This is a genomic window from Coprococcus sp. RTP21428st1_C9_RTP21428_210409, assembly GCF_040227395.1.
Classification (GTDB): domain Bacteria; phylum Bacillota; class Clostridia; order Lachnospirales; family Lachnospiraceae; genus Coprococcus; species Coprococcus aceti.
In genome coordinates this window covers 1-18,261 of sequence record NZ_JBEHVV010000057.1, presented here as the reverse complement: position 1 = coordinate 18,261, position 18,261 = coordinate 1, and the positions used below count along the sequence as shown (strand labels likewise).

General features: G+C 42.3%; 15 protein-coding genes and 1 other RNA gene. All 16 read right to left on the bottom strand.

All coding sequences use genetic code 11. From position 1 onward, the window contains the following. Positions 1 to 5,733 (bottom strand): Cna B-type domain-containing protein (locus tag ABUA34_RS10645; RefSeq protein WP_349823273.1); only part of this gene is annotated, 5,733 nt, incomplete at its 3' end. 217 nt (positions 5,734 to 5,950) lie between these two features. Continuing rightward, entirely contained in the window at positions 5,951 to 6,940 is a 990-nt protein-coding gene (locus ABUA34_RS10640) for an NAD(P)H-dependent glycerol-3-phosphate dehydrogenase (protein ID WP_022216421.1), read from the bottom strand. Positions 6,941 to 7,315: 375 nt separating this feature from the next. Next, positions 7,316 to 7,975 carry a glycerol-3-phosphate 1-O-acyltransferase PlsY gene (gene plsY, locus ABUA34_RS10635; RefSeq protein WP_015534979.1) on the bottom strand — a complete coding sequence of 220 codons (660 nt, stop codon included), beginning with the start codon at positions 7,973 to 7,975 and terminating at the stop codon, positions 7,316 to 7,318. Between the two features lie 2 nt (positions 7,976 to 7,977). Further along, complete coding sequence (der, locus tag ABUA34_RS10630) at positions 7,978 to 9,300, bottom strand: ribosome biogenesis GTPase Der (protein WP_022216420.1); 1,323 nt, start codon at positions 9,298 to 9,300, stop codon at positions 7,978 to 7,980. A 25-nt stretch (positions 9,301 to 9,325) separates the two neighbouring features. Further along, positions 9,326 to 10,636 carry a DUF512 domain-containing protein gene (locus ABUA34_RS10625; RefSeq protein WP_015534981.1) on the bottom strand — a complete coding sequence of 437 codons (1,311 nt, stop codon included), beginning with the start codon at positions 10,634 to 10,636 and terminating at the stop codon, positions 9,326 to 9,328. A 62-nt stretch (positions 10,637 to 10,698) separates the two neighbouring features. Next, positions 10,699 to 11,544, bottom strand: coding sequence for a peptidoglycan editing factor PgeF (pgeF, locus tag ABUA34_RS10620; protein WP_243002889.1), 846 nt, complete (start codon positions 11,542 to 11,544; stop codon positions 10,699 to 10,701). 13 nt (positions 11,545 to 11,557) lie between these two features. After that, the gene (locus ABUA34_RS10615; RefSeq protein WP_015534983.1) at positions 11,558 to 11,917 is read right to left on the bottom strand and encodes a YraN family protein; all 360 of its coding nucleotides are present in this window, start codon (positions 11,915 to 11,917) and stop codon (positions 11,558 to 11,560) included. A gap of 40 nt (positions 11,918 to 11,957) precedes the next feature. Further along, on the bottom strand, positions 11,958 to 12,713 hold the full coding sequence (gene rnhB, locus ABUA34_RS10610; RefSeq protein ID WP_015534984.1) for a ribonuclease HII: 756 nt from the start codon (positions 12,711 to 12,713) through the stop codon (positions 11,958 to 11,960). A gap of 64 nt (positions 12,714 to 12,777) precedes the next feature. Next, positions 12,778 to 13,803 carry a signal peptidase I gene (gene lepB / locus ABUA34_RS10605; protein WP_349823272.1) on the bottom strand — a complete coding sequence of 342 codons (1,026 nt, stop codon included), beginning with the start codon at positions 13,801 to 13,803 and terminating at the stop codon, positions 12,778 to 12,780. Next, positions 13,804 to 14,652 carry a ribosome biogenesis GTPase YlqF gene (ylqF, locus tag ABUA34_RS10600; protein ID WP_015534986.1) on the bottom strand — a complete coding sequence of 283 codons (849 nt, stop codon included), beginning with the start codon at positions 14,650 to 14,652 and terminating at the stop codon, positions 13,804 to 13,806. Positions 14,653 to 14,662: 10 nt separating this feature from the next. Then, positions 14,663 to 15,235, bottom strand: a complete 573-nt coding sequence (lepB, locus tag ABUA34_RS10595) for a signal peptidase I (RefSeq protein WP_117548919.1) — start codon at positions 15,233 to 15,235, stop codon at positions 14,663 to 14,665. Between the two features lie 110 nt (positions 15,236 to 15,345). Further along, complete coding sequence (rplS, locus tag ABUA34_RS10590; RefSeq protein WP_055272925.1) at positions 15,346 to 15,693, bottom strand: 50S ribosomal protein L19; 348 nt, start codon at positions 15,691 to 15,693, stop codon at positions 15,346 to 15,348. Between the two features lie 319 nt (positions 15,694 to 16,012). Next, positions 16,013 to 16,354: a transfer-messenger RNA gene (ssrA, locus tag ABUA34_RS10585) on the bottom strand. A 94-nt stretch (positions 16,355 to 16,448) separates the two neighbouring features. Further along, entirely contained in the window at positions 16,449 to 16,796 is a 348-nt protein-coding gene (locus ABUA34_RS10580; RefSeq protein ID WP_015534988.1) for a hypothetical protein, read from the bottom strand. A gap of 154 nt (positions 16,797 to 16,950) precedes the next feature. Next, complete coding sequence (smpB, locus tag ABUA34_RS10575) at positions 16,951 to 17,424, bottom strand: SsrA-binding protein SmpB (protein ID WP_022216414.1); 474 nt, start codon at positions 17,422 to 17,424, stop codon at positions 16,951 to 16,953. Continuing rightward, positions 17,387 to 18,261, bottom strand: an 875-nt coding sequence (locus ABUA34_RS10570; RefSeq protein WP_349823271.1) for an RNB domain-containing ribonuclease, incomplete at its 5' end; no start/stop codon positions are given. The genes ABUA34_RS10570 and smpB, both read right to left, overlap by 38 nt.

Sequence of the window (18,261 nt, the reverse complement as noted above, 5' to 3'; positions counted from 1 at the left end):
ATTGGTAACAGTGAAACCTGTCTTGACATCTCCTGTAACTTCAGCCTTATATCCTGGCACATTGCTTGTCTCTTCAACAGTATATGTTATATCCTTACCGCCGGACTTAAGTGGAATATCGTTCCATGTGTTTGTCCAGTTGTTATCGGCATTCAGTGTTACTTCTGAATCTGCAACATCTGATCCATCAGCAAGGAGCTTGACCTTAACACTGGTTTCTCTCTTGCCATCCTGATTATTGTTATCATCCCAAACCTTTGTCACTGAAATGCTTGTCTTACCAGGTGTGTAGCTGTTGGTGATGTTATATCCATCTATCAAAGTTGTATAATCTTTAACAGCATCCTCTGTTATTGTATACATGATCTCTGATCCGTTGTCATACTTAGGAAGATCTGTGAAACTGTACTTCCAGTTATCATTCTTTGAAACCTTCTTTGAAGCAACCTCATTGCCATTTGCAAGAAGTCTTACTGTAATCTCAGAAGCTCTCTTTCCGTCCTGATTATCTGCATCATTCCATGTCTTTGTTCCGCTGATATCAATTGTCTCAGGTGTATGACTGTTGGTGATGACAAATCCAGTCTTCACGTCGCCGGTTATCTTGGTATCATAACCCGCAACCGCATCCTCTTTAACGGTATAAGCTATCTCATTGCCGTTATCATCGTACTTTGGAAGATCAGCAAAGCTGAAATTCCAGTTACCTGACGCATCAGGGGTAACCGTCTTACTTGCGACCTCAGTCGTTCCATTCATAAGACGGACTTTAATATCCTCAGCTCTCTTGCCATCCTGATTATTATTGTCATCCCAAACCTTGGTTCCACTTACCGTGATAAATGCCTTGTATTCATTCGCCACAGTCACAAGTGATGATGACGATGATGAAATAACAACATCCGCAGCCGTATTGCCTGTTGATGAACCTACAGTATATGTAACTTTATGTGTATATCCATCAAACGCTGCACTTGTCTCTGTTACAGTGTATTTTCCATATGGAGCATTATTGATAACGTAGCTTCCTAAGTAAAACTGATCATATGTTACGATTGTAGGTCCCTTGTATCCCTCAGGGCCTGATATTGTAAATGTGATCTGCTTCTTCTGTGCATCTGTAAGCTTTGTATCATCGAGGTCTCCGCTGAAGAACTTCGTGATAACAAGGCTTCCAACATTCAGCTTGTTTGTGATCGTTGCAGCGGTAACTACATCGTTCTCATCCTTTGTGAGCTGAACATCGCTTGTATATCCTTCTACGTCATCCTCATCTACAGTGTAGTTGATAAGATTGCCATCGGCATCCTTCTTATCAAGATCTGTAAATGTTCCACTCCAGTTATTTGAATCATTGAGTGTAAGTGTCTTGTCAACGATCTTTGTTATATTGCCCGCCGCATCCTCTGTGGCAAGTGTAACTTTGATGTTCTTTGGTCTTGCTGACAGAATGTTGTCGCTGTCATCCCACTTCTTGGTTACAGGAATATCGATCGTCTCATTTGTCGCCTTTGTGTTGGTGTTCGTGATGGTGATCGTTCCGGTTGCTGTTCCATTATTACTTATTGTGACCTGGTAATCAGCATTATCGAAATCCTCTTCTGCAAAGTAGTAGAGGTAGTTGCCATTTGCATCAGCTACTTTAAGCTCTATCTCATCGCTTGTCCACTTATTTGCACTATTTAAGGTAATTGTCTTTACAACAGGATCTGTGTTCTTGTCGTAACTTGATGGATTAGTTGATGCATAGATCTTAACTGTTATACTGTCAACCGGAATATCCTTCAGTGTTCCACCTGCAGCATCCTTCCATACCTTTTTAACAGTTATCTTTCTGTTCTCAGGAGTGTTATCTACTGGCAGTGTATAATCCTGTGAACCTTTGCTGTCAAGGACTATGTCTGAGATAGAATCAGTTGTCACCTCAGCAGGTTTCGGTCCTGTCAGGCTGGATGAGATATTGTTCTCATATATGTATATAGGATCTGTGAGCTTCTCATAACCCTCTGGTGCTTCCACCTCTATAAGCTTGTAATAGTAATTATAATACAAACTTGATAATGTAAGTCTTCCCTGTTCGTTAGTTACTCTTTCCTCATCGCTTCCAGGTACCATGAGATTCCAGTTAGTGTCTGCACTGTTGTTTGGATCACCATATCTGTAAAGCGCAAACTTCGCACCAGCAAGCTTGATTCCTGTCATTATAGAGTCAGTTTTTATTATCGAAAGATTAAACTGCTCTGTATCAGTTCCCATTGATGAATCCTGATCATTGATGTTCGTGTCCGTTGATGACGAATCTGCCGAACTTGTAGATCCAAGAATACCAACGCTGTTCTTAACATCCGCTGTAAGCTTACCTGTATATACAAGAGTATATGTATACTTCAGAATAAACTTTGTCTCATCCGGCATGGTGAGTGTCAGTGTAGACATCTTAGCTGTCGTATCATCTGCATATGTATAGCTGTATTTGTCCGCCGGAACTTCAGCGCCTGTATCTGCGTACAGAAGCTTAAACGAACCATCCTTGATAAATACTCTCTTTACTGCATCCGCATTGCTGTAGTCATACTTGTCAACTACAGTTATGGATCCTGTATTGCCAAGAGCCTCACCCTTCTCATTGATATGCACAGTATATTCAATACTGTTGGTGTCATTATCATAGTTTCCTGCAGTTTTGGTAATATTCGGTCCAGTCACAGTAACCTTTGCGCTGTCATCCTTGGTCTTAGTTGAACCGTCGGTTCTGACAACTGTTGCCGAACAATTGTTGGTGAATTCCACGTCACTGCCACCAACAACGGATGATATATCCTTTGTGACCTTGACTGCATAGTAGACAACAACCTTGACATTTCTGGTATAAAACTCAAGTGACTTTATGTCAAAACTAATACTGTTGCTTGCCACATTAAAGTTCTCTATATAATTATTTGCACCTATCTGAGGTCTCGTCTTATTATCTGCATAATAAGAAACAAAATATATTCCAGCATGGCCAATAGTCTCTCCTACACCCTCTGGAAGCATATCACTCTTAAGGTATGTAGTATCGAGCTCAGTTCCTGCAGGAAGTGTATCTGTAAAGGAAAGTCTGTCTCCATCTCCATACGCAAAGTCACCGTTGAGAACTACCTTATATACGAACACATTGTTAGCCTTGTCATATACTACAATGCTTTCTTTCTCATCAGTACCATTAGTGTAGCTGTACTTCTCTACAACAGACCCCTTCGTTATTCCAGATACAGGATGTGAATCCTGTGATGTCTTGGATGAACCATCAATAGTAAGAGTACCCTTGTTGACTGCCGTATACTTGCTGTCAGACTTTACTGTCGTATTATATGTGATAACATAATCTATCGGGGTCTCCTCCGTGCCTGTTATATCTCTGAGGAATTCTATTGTATATCCTATTATGTAGTTATCAGATGATGCCGGAACATCTGCAACGCTGTCAATAGTTGAAAGCGTTGGTGCCCATACATTTGAGAAGTCAGCGTATGTTACCTTTACCTTGTAGTCAACTCCCTCTGTGAGGCCAGCTATTGTAAGTCCGTTTATCTGATCTGCCGTAAAGTAATGCTTTGGAAGTGCTCCATTATCATATGTTACAGAGTCAGTATATGTATCATTCGCATTGAGCTTGTCAACGCCAGATATTGTAGACTTCCATGCAAGGGTATATGTATCATCGTTCTCCGTCTCTGATACGAATTCCTTCTTTACTGAATCACCGGCCACCTCTACAGTCGCCTCGGCGCTGTCCGTAACTCCGTTCTTCTCTATTGTCGCTACATTCTTATAAACATCAGTCAGCTTATCAAGCTTGGATGAATCTGTTGTGTAGGTGAACACGATCTTGGATTTGTTCTCTGTCACATCAACCCTTGAAGTTCCATCCGTCAAATAAAGTTTACCATTCTCTTCCACAAAGCTTGCAGGAAGATTGATAGTGGTTGAAACATCTGTGTCATTTATGGATACGCTGCACGTCTTTTCGTCTGTGAGCTCTGTCCCATTCTTTGTGAGTATATCCGATACTGACATTCCTGTCAGATTCTTCTTCTTATCCGCATTCACGGTTACTGTCCATGTTATGGTTGACTTGTCACCTGACAGTGAACCGGTCTTACTTATGGATGCTGTAGACTTGCCGGCATTGTACCATGTACTGCTGTCGTTATCAGTATGCTCGTCATGTGAATCATCTGACACGTCTACACAATTCTTATTGTGTACATTTATGCTTCCGATGTCATCGGCAATATCTGAGACAATAACCTCGTATGTGATCTCATACTGTGAATTAGCGTCAAGCTTCGGAAGCTTTCCATTTATAACTGTTTCACCATTTCCTATGGTTCCTGTTGCAGGAGTCACATATCCATTTGCTGTGACATCCGTGCACTGTCCGTTGCTGTCCTTGAGCTTGCATGTAACATTCTGTACTGTTCTCTTGGCATCAGATCCAAGTTTTGAGTCAAGTTCATTTGCAAGAATATCATCAAGTGTAATATCACCATCGCTTCCATACTCAGAACTTACTATAACCTTGTATTTGTAAACTATCTTGTGATCGTCAGGATCAATGCTCACACCATCTGAGGATTTTGTAACCTTGAGATCTGTGGCACCATCCTTCACATATTTGTAGCCCTTGTTGGTCTGATCCTTATCATCAACCTTTGAATTCTTAGCCTCTGCAATATTGCTCTGGTTCAGATTGATCACGTCCTGAGAAAGATCATCGACTTTACTCTTTACTGTATAGGTTATCTTATATGACTCCTTTGCTCCGAGTGCAGGAAGAGTTCCTTCTATACTAGAGGTACTACTGTTATATGTGAGTGATGAGCTGCAGTCTGTGTTGTCAGACTTGATCACCTTTATATCTGTAACTTCAGGTATGACACCTGCTATGTCGTTGGCTATAACATCACTAAAGTTCAGATCCTCACTGGCACTTCCATGATTGGATGAAACTTCTACGGTATAGTCAAAGTATACATATCCATCCTTAGGATCTGTAACTCTACCCTCGGATGCGGTCTTCTTCACATCCACATCAGGCTTGAAATCCACATCCACAGTCACAATCACAGTGCTTGTGAATTTGTTCTCGACCTGGTTTTTCTCATTGTACTTTGTGAGATCCATATCGATCCACGCCTTGAAGAAAGCCTTGAGCTGGGCTCCCCCCTCGAGTGCTGTATGATCGATCGTCGCAGTAAGGACTCCGTTCACAACTGAATACGAACCGATCCTGTTACCACTTCCATCAGTTATATTCTCATTCAGAATATCGGAATTAAACTTTATGGTATCCGGCATCGTATAAGTAAATGTTGCATCTTCACCAGACTCCACTATGCTATTAACAACATTTTCCGGAAACACTATATCCATAGACATCTGGATATCTACACCGGCTTTTGTAGGATCATTTGGATCTACAGGAAGCGGCGTTGTGGACGGTCTGGAACTGCTACCATATATATTACCTGCTTTATCAGCAATCGTAGCTCCAGTAATATAATCTTCAAGATTTCCGGTTACTGCTGCACTCGACAGCATTGCTATCGAATCAGTAGCCGTGGCGTATGCGTCTCCCCCTCTCGTCTCGGCCGCATTGGACCAACTATAATTAGAAGGCGAAATCAACGTAGTTATCATAACTACCGCCAGCAGCAGTGCTATAAGCTTTTTCGTAGTTTTTGCCATTGTAATACCTCTTTTCTAATTATTTTTCGACTTACACACTTGCTTTAAATTTATCATAACACATGGTAATTGTAAACAGTTTGTGAACAAAAAGAACAGTTTTCTGTTGCTTTTTTGTTCACATTTACTTTATCGTTTAATTATTAGGTGATTTTGTACTACTATTCTTCGGCAGCATAATCTATCGAAATATATCAAACATATAAAATATAATCGATTACAATTCACTCTTTCTGTCTCTGTTGAGAAGCTCTGTGAGAGCCTCTTTTGCCGTCATGCCATTAAATAATACGTTATTGACTGCTTCAACGATAGGCATCTCAACCCCATGCTCCCTGGCAAGTGCCAGTGTTGCCTTGGCAGAATAAACACCCTCAACAACCATCTTGACCTCCGCCATAGCTTCCTCATAGGTCTTACCCTGACCGATGAGATATCCGGCATTCCTGTTACGGCTGTGCTTGGATGTACATGTAACTATAAGATCTCCCATTCCTGAAAGTCCTGACAGCGTCTTGACATCTGCGCCCATGGCAAGTCCAAGTCTCATGATCTCCGCCATTCCTCTGGTCATAAGAGCAGCCTTCGTGTTGTCGCCAAGTCCAAGTCCATCTGATATTCCGGCTGCCAGAGCTATTACATTCTTCACTGAACCACCCAGCTCAATACCAGTCACATCAGTGCTTGTATATACCCTGAAATAATCGTTCATAAATGCGTTCTGGATCGTCTTTGCAATCTCTATATCACGGGCACCGGCAACTACCGTTGTAGGTATTCCGCGGCCTACTTCCTCTGCATGTGACGGACCCGAAAGGACAGCCACCTTAGCCTGTGGGATTTCTTCCTCAATGATCTCCACGAGAGCCTTGAGTGTGGACTCTTCTATTCCCTTGCTGACATTCACGATAAGCTGTCCGTTGCTCACCTTGTCAGCGATGTTCTTTGCTGTGCTTCTGACAAACGGAGAAGGCACTGCGCACACTATCATCTTCTGACCAATAACAGCCTTTGACGCATCTGTTGTATATTCAATACTGCTGTTAAGTATAACGCCCGGAAGTCTGTCTCTCTGCTCATGAAATTCCTTGAGCATGGCAACCTCTCTCTCATCTATAGACCACACTATAACCTCGTGTCCATTTCCTGCCAGCAGATTAGCAAGTGCAGAACCCCATCCACCTGCTCCGAGAACACCTATTTTCATCGTAAAATACCTCCAAAATATTTATATTTCTTTTTTCAATCCTTGAATCATTTTTTTCTATTTTAACTTTTTTTCATCATTTAATCCAGTCTATAGTGACAATACATGGATGTTTTTGCAAATTTTTACTGTATTTTTAGATTTTGGGCTAGTTATGTAAACTCACATTATTCTAATCAACAGTTTTTAATACACATTTCACTGCGTATAAATATCACATAACCATAATCTCGGTTTTATGTATACTCATTATGTTATCTGATTTTGTTTTATCCAGACATCTATAAAACGTTGCTCACTACAAAAAATCCCCTCCTTCCTGTTTTATCCAGTAAGGAGGGGATTCAATAACTCTCTATTCGCTTCCGCTTTCCATCAAGCCTTCTTAGAACCAAACGACAACTTATTCTCCGTTCCCGCTATCAGTCTCTTGATATTCTGCCAATGTCTTATCACGGCCATTCCGGCTATGATTCCCGCCATGATTATTCCTTCGATCATTTTTGCATTCGATGTGAAATTATAATCTCCATGAATTGCAAATACTGTGTATAATATGAAGAATCCGATCATGATCGTAAGTGATCCAACCGATACATATCTTGTTATCACAACACTTATAACGAACGCTGCAAGGAGTATCACTACCAATCTCCAGTCCCACAGACCTACTATCATTCCGCCGCTGGCAGCAATTCCCTTGCCGCCCTTGAACTGCATATAGAATGGGAAGTTATGACCAAGCACAACTCCAAGTCCTGTATACAGTACGAACATGTATGCATTACCTATACCTAGCTGGCCAAGTATGATATGTGTCAGTGAGCAGGCGATTATTCCTTTGAGGAAATCCCCCAGGAAAACTATCAGTCCAGCTTTCTTTCCAAGAACTCTCAGTGCATTTGTCGTTCCCGCATTTCCACTTCCATACTTTCTTATATCAACACCTTTTATCCTGCCGTAAATATACGCTGTCTGAATGAGTCCTACTCCATAGCCCCCAACCAGACATATAGCCCTAATCAACATCTCCATGACTACTTCTCTTTCCTCTCCCTGATTATGAATTTTAGAGGTGTACCTCTGAATCCAAAGGATTCTCTTATCCTGTTCTCTATATAACGTGTATATGAGAAATGCATAAGCTCCTTGTCATTTACAAATATGACAAATGTAGGAGGTTTAACTGACACCTGGGTAATATAATAGAGCTTAAGTCTCTTACCCTTATCTGATGGTGGCTGCTGCATAGCAACCGCCTCACTCATAATCTCATTCAGAACACCAGTAGCTATGCGGAGTGAATGATTCTCTATAACAGCATCTATGGTCTCGAACAGCTTTGGAAGTCTCTGTCCGGTCTGGGCTGATATGAAGAGCAGCTCCGCATACGGCATGTATGAAAGCTTGTTTCTGATCTCCTCTGTAAACTTATATATGGTCTTGTCATTCTTCTCGATAGCATCCCATTTGTTCACAGCTATTATCATTCCCTTGCCACGATCATGTGCGATTCCCGCGATCTTGGCATCCTGATCGGTTATTCCCTCCGTTGCGTCTATTACGAGGACTGCAACATTACATCTCTCAACCGCTGATACTGTTCTTATGATACTGTATCTCTCTATATCCTCTTTAATCTTGCTCTTTCGTCTGAGTCCCGCTGTGTCTATGAATACATATTCTCTGCCATTTCTGACGATCTCTGTATCCACGGCATCTCTTGTGGTTCCGGCTATATCTGATACAATAACCCTGTCCTCACCGAGAAGCTTATTAATTATAGAAGATTTTCCTACGTTTGGCTTTCCTATGATGGCGATTCTAGGTCTCTCATCCTCCGTGTCATCCTTTGCAGACTCATTGAAGTGTGATACCACCTCATCGAGCATATCTCCTATTCCAAGTCTGGATGAACCTGATATAGGATGTGGATCTCCAAGTCCAAGATTATAGAACTCATACACATCCGGCATGAACTTTTCAAAGCTGTCTACCTTGTTGACAACGAGAACTATAGGTTTCTTGGATCTTCTGAGCATATCGGCAACCTTGGCATCATCATCAACCATTCCCTGTCTGACATCCGTCATGAACAGGATGACGTCCGCTGTCTCTATGGCTATCTCTGCCTGTTCTCTCATGCTCTTAAGTATAATATTGTCTGACTCCGGCTCAATTCCTCCTGTGTCTATCAGAGTGAAATTGTAATCCAGCCAGTTGATATCAGCATAAATTCTGTCTCGCGTAACTCCCGGTGTATCCTGAACTATGGATATCTTTTCTCCGGCAAGCACATTGAACAGAGTTGATTTACCTACATTGGGTCTGCCCACTATGGCAACTATAGGTTTACTCATTCTATCTTCCTCCATATATAATTAATTACATATCATCGCCAATTACTGCATGAATAAAATCAGCACCACTTGATTCTACAATACAAACATCGACTTGTAAAGCATCTGTGAGCTCTGCAAGCGTCACATCATCAAGGAATTTTGGCTCATCCGCCATAAGAGTATTGGAAGGCAGTATAAGTCGCTGCCCAAGAGGCTTTCCTGTGAGCTGCTTTCTTATATCTCCACCCGTAAGCAATCCTGTCACGGTTATTCTATGTCCAAAAAAATCATTAATGATCTTATACAGATGCACCTTCACATTAGGGAACTTCTCAGGGATCCTGTTAGCAAGGAGCTTTATGGAATCATATACGAGCACTCCAGTAACCATGGACACCTCATACTCTCTGTCATCGCCCTCTACGCAGCTCCACTCTTCATCAAACTCATCTATGAGCAGTCTCACCATGCCCACACCATTTTCAAGCTGGATAAAGCCATCATACCTGTCAGCCTCAGGGAAATCCCTGCCAGCATTTATATACCATTCATCACTTGCCTGGACAAAATGTGTGCCATGCTTTTCAAATGCCTTTTTCTGAAAATGTTCTATTATATCAATAACCTCGCAGGCGTCCTCTCTGTTGAACGGTTCAAGATGGAACAAGCCATCTCTGTAATCTGACAAACCGACAGGGACCACGGATAAGCTCTCCATAACAGGAACAAACTCCATAAGATCAGAGATCGTACGCCACAATTCCTCCCCATCATTTATCCCCTTGCACAGAACTATCTGTCCATTCATAGGAATACCAGCTTCATAAAATTTCCTTATATAGTCAAGTATGGCACCGGCAAATCTGTTGTTCAGCATACTGCAGCGCAGCTTGGGATTGGTAGTGTGCACCGATATATTTATCGGAGCAAGGTGATAATTGATTATTCTGTCAATATCCTTTTCCTTCATATTAGTAAGGGTAATATAATTTCCCTGAAGAAATGACAGTCTGGAATCATCGTCCTTGAAATATATAGTGTCTCTCATACCTTTCGGGTTCTGATCGATAAAGCAGAATATGCACTTGTTATAGCAAGACTTGTAATTATCCATCAGGGAATTTTCAAAAACAATCCCTAGATCCTCGTCATAATCCTTATCTATCTCCAGAAGCCACTCCTCGCCGTCAGACTTCCTCACGAGAAGTTCTATATATTCGTCATTTATGAGATACTGATAGTCAAATATATCCTCTATAGGATGGTCATTGACCGCCAGAATATTATCTCCCGGTTCGATCTCCATCTCCTGGGCTATACTTCCCTCAAGTATTTCCTTTACAATATGTTCCATAATTTCCTCTTTTATATTAATTGTCTACGGATCAAAAGCTGCAGCAAATGAATAACGCCCTATCATTCAGGGAGCATGATCACCGCTGCAAGATTACCCCGCAGGCCTTTGCTCGCCCTGTGTGAAAAAAGCCATTCGCTGTTACAGCATGTACATATATTTGTCACGTCAATATTCTCAGGTTTTACACCTGAATCAACAAGATTGTAATAGTTGGCCTTGTGGAGATCAAGCAGATATTTGCCATTACCCTTGCTAAATACGATCTGAGCCGCCTCTGCTTCCGTATATGCCGCCATAAAGCGTTCAGCTACATCTTCACTCACCTCATAGCAATTCTTGCATATAGAAGGTCCTATGGCGCAAATGAGATTCTCTGGAGATGTTCCATATTCAGACTTCAATCTGTTTATCATATGTCCGCTTATCTTGCTGACGGTTCCCTTCCACCCGGAGTGATTCGCCGCAACAACCTTTTTCACCGGATCATAGAACAATACAGGGACACAGTCCGCATAAAATGTCATAAGTGGTATCCCCGGAACATCCGTCATAAGTCCATCGATCTCCAGAATATCCGACTCTCTGATTATTCCCTTTCCGGCATCCTTCTCTGTAACTTTATATATGTCTGTCTTATGCACCTGATCTGAGAACACAAGCTTTTCGTGATCATACCCCACTGCAGCGGCAAATCTGCGGTGATTCTCCATTACCAGATCCGCATCATCGCCTCTGTGGAAGCTCAGGTTCATGGAACCCAGATATCCCTCACTCACTCCGCCGATCCTGGTGGAGAATGCATTTACAACTCCGGCTCTGTCCAATTTGTCAAATGATATATAATCCACGCCATCCACCGTGTGGACATGTGTTGAATTGTCTTTCCTAATATACTTTATATCCATATCCGCCATCCTATCAATATCCCGAATACTCAAATGCATTTTCTATATGATGTATATCCTCACCAAGTATGGTTATCACATCAAATCTAACCGGGGTGTCCATTCCATATCCATATTTGTTCAGGAAGAATAATGCAGTCCTACATATCTGTCTCTGCTTGCGCACATCGACAGCCTCCTCCGGCAAGCCCTTATGTACTCCGGACCTATACTTCACCTCGATAAACACTATATATCCATCGTGTTTTGCCACTATATCTATCTCACCGCTGGCCACCCTGAAATTCCTGCACAGGATCTCATAGCCCCTGCCAGCCAGATGATCAGCAGCTAAAGCTTCCTTTTCATTACCGGTTGCTCTGCTGTTATACATCATTTCACCTTTCCATGAATATATGTGTGATGAACAATTGTTATACAAAGTTCTTGATAAACGTCCTTCTGTGTATTGCGCACGGACCGATCTTCTTGAGCGCATCAATGTGCTCTGCCGTACCATATCCCATATTTTTTGCAAATCCATAACCCGGATACAGACTGTCATACTCAACCATAAGCCTGTCCCTTGTAACCTTTGCAATTATACTTGCTGCCGCAATCGACGCAGACAGCGTATCACCTTTTATTATGCCTACCTGCTCGATATCAACACCCGGAATATTAACCGCATCGTTTAACAGGAGCTGTGGTTTAACCTGAAGCTTCGATATAGCCTGCTTCATCGCCTCGTAATCTGCATTGAGAACATTTATCTCGTCAATTACTTTCTCGTTTGCCATACCCACGCCTACAGCTACAGCCTTCGCCATGATCTCATCGTATAGAGCCTCCCTCTTCTTCGGTGTGAGCTGCTTGGAGTCGTTGAGGTATAAAATATCACAGTCCTTTGGAAGAATGACTGCAGCAGCCACTACAGGGCCTGCAAGCGGGCCTCTTCCGACCTCATCTATACCACATATATATCCCTTATCAGCGTATTTTCTCTCAAATTCAAACATTTTATAGCTGCGGGCTTTTTCCTTTTCAAGAGCATTGATCTTTTTCTGAGCGGACGCTATGATCTTCTTTACCCCATCTCTCTCATCGTCGCCATACTTCTCGATAAGCCCCGAATATTCACTTATATCAGCATCAGCAAATACTTTTTTTATCTCCGCTATACTTTCCATATGTCCTCCACCTAAAAACAAGGACCATTGCCACTTTTTAGGCAACAGCCCCTGATATCTTATCCTATTCTATCTTGCCAAAACCGCCTGTAAATCTGAATACAGCCCTGCCGATGATGTCTTTCTTGTGTATATTGCCAACATCCTCCACACGGCTGTCACGGCTGTTGTTTCTGTTATCTCCCAGAACAAAGTACTCGTCATCACCCAGTGTGATCTCCTCGGCTGCAACTCCGCGCTTGTCGCTGGCTATGGCCTCTCTGCCATACACATCGCCCTCCAGAGGCTCGTCATTTATATAGATAACACCATCTTCGTCTATATACACTGTCTCACCCGGAAGTCCGATTATACGCTTGATGAAGAAGGTCTCATCATCGTCTCCATACGGGAATACAACCACATCAAATCTCTTCGGCGAGCCAAATTCATACTCAAGCTTGTCGATCCATAATGTATCTCCGCTGTGAAGAGTATTGCTCATGGACTCTCCACTGACCTCTGTTCGCTGTCCGACAAATGTGAGCACAGCCCAGCATATGCCAATTACTATTATTATATAAATACACAGAAATATGAGATCCTTGACAATATTGACTTCCTTTTCGGCCTTTTCTTTCTTTTTTGCCTCTTTCTTCTCTTTCCTGAGCTGCTTCTTTAAAGCCTTCTCGTCAAGTTCTCCATCCTCATTGTACACTTCTTCAGAAGAGTCTGTATTAACCGCTTCTGCAGTTTTATCTGAGCTCTCAGATTTAGCTGCTCCTGCAGCTTCTTCCGATGTCTCCTTCTGAGATGCTTCTTCCGATTTATCTGCTGTCTCCGCCTTTGCATCAGCCGAACTCTCAGCGACTGCTTTGTCCCATGACCAGGAGGACTTCTCCTTATTTTCCTGCTCATCGTCGGCAGTTTTCTTTTCAGCTTCCTTTGCTTCCTTCGCAGCCTTTTTTGCAGCCTTCTTCTGTTCTTTATCTATCGCTTTCTGACGCTTCTTCTCATATTTGGCGATCTCTTTGTCCCTTTCCTTCTTCGCAGGGTCATCCTCAAATATATCGTTTAACGCATCAGCAACATTCTTGTTTTCTTCACTCATCTAGTCTTCCTTCGGGGTCTCCAATGTAATACGCCCCAGCTTTCCCGATCTGAAATCATCGATCAGCAGAGCCGCAGCCTTGTCATAATCGAGCTCCCCGCCCTTCTTAATGCATTGTCTCTTCTCTGCGATACCTGTCAGCATCTGTACAGGATCATCAACACTTTCAATATTATACCTTTGAACAAGGGTATTACAATAGTTTGCCTGTAAAAATTTAATTAATTCAACCGCTATATCCGTTATGCTGAGTATCTCATCATTGATCGAACCTATGAACGCAAGTCTGAGACCAACGGCCTCATCATCGAATTTCGGCCATAAAATACCGGGAGTGTCCAGAAGCTCAATATTCTTTCCAAGTCTTATCCACTGCTTGCCTTTTGTGACACCAGGCTTATTTCCAACCTTGGTGCAGGCCTTTCTCGCATAGGAATTGATAAACGTGGATTTGCCGACATTCGGGATACCGACTATCATCGCCCTTATCGGACGGTTTATGATTCCCCTTTTTCTATCCCTCTCTATCTTCTCTTTGCAGGCCTCCTGCACGATATTGTTGATACTCTTCATCCCCATACCGTCACGGGCATTTATCTTTGCAACGGCAAAGTCTTTATTCTTATAATAGTTTTCCCACTTTGTTGTGACTGCATCATCCGCAAGATCTGATTTGTTGAGGAGTATGAGTCTGTATTTGTTCTTTGCAAGCTCGTCTATATCAGGATTCTTACTACTGAATGGGATTCTTGAATCCACCAGCTCTATGACGATATCTATAAGTTTTATATCCTCCTGCATCATTCGTCTTGCTTTTGTCATATGTCCGGGATACCACTGTATATTCATATCTCTACCTCTATTTTATCTTTACTCTGCCCAGCATCTCGCTCTTTTGCACATTGCCAGCCGCCTGAAATCTTGAATCCTGGCTGTTGTCCGGATTGTCTCCGAGCAGGAAGTATTCATTCTCTCCAAGTGTGATCGCAGATTCCGCTATTCCGGCTGTTTTTATCTCACAGTCGACGGGATAATCTGCAAGCGGATTGCCATTTATATATACCTGACCATTCTGGATAAGCACAGTCTCACCCGGCAGGCCTACCACTCTCTTGATGGAATAGTATTTGTCCTGATTCTCAACTATACGATACGCTACCACATCGTATCTTTCCGGGGATGTCACCAGATAAACAGCCTTATTGACCAGATACGATTCTCCATCCGTCAGTGTCGGCTCCATGGATGGTCCTACCATATATACCGTCTGGAATCCAAATGCAACAAAACCATAACCAAGTATAGCCGCTGTCAGTATCGATATGAACCAGCCAAGTGCGCTCTTCATAGTCTTTTTCAATGATCTCTGTTGTCTTCTCTGACGCCTTTTTTCTCTCCTTATCCTTCGGAGTCTGTCATATCTCTCACTCATGAATTCTATCCTTCAATCATCAATATATTTGTTCAGTTCATTTCATCCATTCTAAAAATGGCTGGAGTAGAAATACTCCAGCCACTTTTACTTTCATGTTACAAGCTTTATTATTTAACAAGCTCCTTAACCTTTGCTGCCTTACCAATTCTTGAACGTAAGTAGTAAATCTTAGCTCTTCTAACTTTACCTTTTCTTACAACTTCAATCTTCTCAACGAAAGGTGAGTGTACAGGCCATGTCTTCTCAACACCGCATCCGCTAGAGATCTTTCTAACTGTGAATGTCTCTCTGTTGCTTCCGCCCTGTCTCTTTACTACAGTACCCTCGAAGATCTGGATTCTCTCCTTGTTACCCTCTTTGATTCTGTTGTGTACCTTAACAGTGTCTCCTACGTTGAACTCATCAACGCTCTCCTTCATCTGTGAAGCTTCAAGATTCTTAATGTAATCGTTCATTGTGTTCCTCCTTAATATTCTGATGTTCTTACTACCATATCCACCGGATATATGGGCACAGAGGACCATCACTCTTTTCACAACTCATTTAATATAACATACTGAAATTGTAGATGCAAGAAGAATTTTCGGATTTTATCCGTTTTTTAGCAAACAGGGCATATAGATTGATTTCTATATGCCCTGTTGCATTAAATATCTTGTTCGACTTAATTCAGTCAAGTGGAGCAGACGCATTAGAAGACGAACTTCGTTCGCAGGCGTCTGCGTGCTTCACAAGGATTCCTCCCACCTACGGCGGGCCCCTCCTTATGAAAAATAGTGGAGCTGGCGGGAGTCGAACCCGCGTCCAAAAGCTCATTCACTACAGTTTCTTCCATCACAGTCAGTGCTTTAACATTCCCTCAGCCTATCGCCCACTAACATGCTATAGACCTTAGTAGCTTCATGGATTTTCCTACATCGCAAAGCTTAGATGCAGGAGTTTGCCGAAAATCGACGCCATTCCTAAAGGCTCGGCGTTCCTAAAGGATGACGACTGCCCTTAGGCAGCGTATGCTAAATTATCGTTAGCGTTTATTTTTTTTCCAGCTTTTAGCGTGGCTCTGGTCCACGGATGGCTTCCATAGCTTCAAAACCCCTGTCGAAACCAGTCAACCCCTGATCATAGATCAGTGATAACCAATCATTTATAATATATGCAGCAAATATCAAAATAATACCTGCGCCTATATATCTTAATTTATCAGATGCTCTTACTCAGCGTCAGCAGTTGTATCTTCCTCTGCATCTGTCGCCTCTGCTGTATCTTCTGCATTTTCAGTTGTGTCTGCTGTGTCCTCAGCATCGGAAGCTGTAGCAGAAAACAGAGTGTCATAACCGCTGTCCTTCCAAGTCTTGTCTACATATTCTGACAAGCCTGAAGCATCAACATACTTAGGTATCGCCTTATATATCTTCACACCCGCAACGCTTCCAACTATAGCAGCGATAACAACGATCGTAACTGTTATAGCAATAATCTTCTTGATCTTCTGCTTCCTAAGTATCTCCTTGCGGTGCTTTTTCTCATATTTCTTCTTATCTACTTTACTCTGACTCATAACGCCCTTCTCCAGACTATCGTTTATTTGATTCCGATACACACATTATATCTGAACCAGCTTATCTTATTCAACACCTTGCTAGTATAACACAAGCTGCATTATAATTCCAATAATAAGTTTGATTTCACAGAAATTCCACAAACGCTCACGATCAGAAGTCCTTGCTCCTGCTCTTAAGATCTCTCTCCATCTCGCGCTTCATATCCTTCTTGGCGATATCCTCACGTTTGTCGTAGAGCTTCTTACCTCTTGCCAGACCTATCTCCATCTTGACAAGTCCATCTCTGATATATACCTTGAGCGGCATAATGGTATAACCCTTCACCTTCTGCTGTCCGATAAGCTTGTTGATCTCGTACCTGTGGAGCAGCAACTTTCTCGTCCTGAGCGGATCTTTATTGAATATATTCCCCCTCTCATATGGGTTGATATTCATTCTGTACACATACACCTCGCCGTGGTCTATTCCGACAAATGCTTCCTTGATACTGCAGTGTCCCTGTCTTATGGACTTTACCTCGGTTCCCACAAGCTCTATTCCGGCCTCAAACTTCTCTTCTATAAAATACTCGTGATATGCCTTTTTGTTATTTGCGATGAGAGTGTTTCCTCTTTCCTTTGACAAATGTATCCTCTCCTTTATATACAATACTGAAATCTATCGACTTCGTCATCTTGTCTGTATTCTTCACCTTTATCTGTATAGGATCACCGATGGCATATTGTTTGCCCGTGTCCTCACCTATCATAGCATAATCTTCCTGAGAAAAATAGTAATAATCGTCGCGCATATCTGCCACGTTCACAAAGCCTTCCACCGTATTCGGCAGTTCCACGAACATTCCCCGGTTTGTAACTCCTGAGACAAATCCGTCATAGACCTCGCCAATGTGAGCTGACATATATTCCACCTTCTTGAGCTTCTCCACATCACGCTCAGCTTCCTCAGCTCTTCTCTCCTTGCGCGAATTGTCATCAGCCACCCTGTCAAGTATCATGCTGTAATGTTCTATTCTCCTCGAGTCAAGTCTGCCATGTATATTTTCCTTTATTATACGATGTATCTGCAGATCTGGATATCTCCTTATAGGAGAAGTAAAATGACAGTAATACTTACACGAAAGTCCAAAATGTCCTGTGCACTCCGTTGAATACTTCGCCTGTTTCATGGTCCTCAGCGCCATCCTGCTCACAAGATTCTCATAAGGCTCACCCTTTATCCTGTCAAGCAGCTTCTGGAATTCTTTCGGATGTATATTCTCCTTTGATGCCTTAAAGTACATTCCAAAATTACTTATAAGGAGCGCCAGCTGCTCAACCCTGTCTGCATCAGGTGTCTCATGGACTCTGTACTCAAATGGTATATCCTGCCAGAAATAATCCTCAGCAATCGTCTCATTTGCAGCAAGCATAAAATCTTCAATGATCTCATTGGATCTGCGTCTCTCATATACACCTATTG

What these genes read in the sequence shown, in the direction of transcription:
- lepB (WP_349823272.1), bottom strand. Translation starts at nt 13,803, where the DNA reads ATGAGTGAAGAAAACAAGAATGTTGCTGATGCGTTAAACGATATATTT.
- plsY (WP_015534979.1), bottom strand. Translation starts at nt 7,975, where the DNA reads ATGGAGATGTTGATTAGGGCTATATGTCTGGTTGGGGGCTATGGAGTA.
- ylqF (WP_015534986.1), bottom strand. Translation starts at nt 14,652, where the DNA reads ATGAATATACAGTGGTATCCCGGACATATGACAAAAGCAAGACGAATG.
- ABUA34_RS10625 (WP_015534981.1), bottom strand. Translation starts at nt 10,636, where the DNA reads ATGGAACATATTGTAAAGGAAATACTTGAGGGAAGTATAGCCCAGGAG.
- rplS (WP_055272925.1), bottom strand. Translation starts at nt 15,693, where the DNA reads ATGAACGATTACATTAAGAATCTTGAAGCTTCACAGATGAAGGAGAGC.
- pgeF (WP_243002889.1), bottom strand. Translation starts at nt 11,544, where the DNA reads ATGGATATAAAGTATATTAGGAAAGACAATTCAACACATGTCCACACG.
- der (WP_022216420.1), bottom strand. Translation starts at nt 9,300, where the DNA reads ATGAGTAAACCTATAGTTGCCATAGTGGGCAGACCCAATGTAGGTAAA.
- rnhB (WP_015534984.1), bottom strand. Translation starts at nt 12,713, where the DNA reads ATGGAAAGTATAGCGGAGATAAAAAAAGTATTTGCTGATGCTGATATA.
- ABUA34_RS10640 (WP_022216421.1), bottom strand. Translation starts at nt 6,940, where the DNA reads ATGAAAATAGGTGTTCTCGGAGCAGGTGGATGGGGTTCTGCACTTGCT.
- lepB (WP_117548919.1), bottom strand. Translation starts at nt 15,235, where the DNA reads ATGAGTGAGAGATATGACAGACTCCGAAGGATAAGGAGAGAAAAAAGG.
- ABUA34_RS10580 (WP_015534988.1), bottom strand. Translation starts at nt 16,796, where the DNA reads ATGAGTCAGAGTAAAGTAGATAAGAAGAAATATGAGAAAAAGCACCGC.
- ABUA34_RS10615 (WP_015534983.1), bottom strand. Translation starts at nt 11,917, where the DNA reads ATGTATAACAGCAGAGCAACCGGTAATGAAAAGGAAGCTTTAGCTGCT.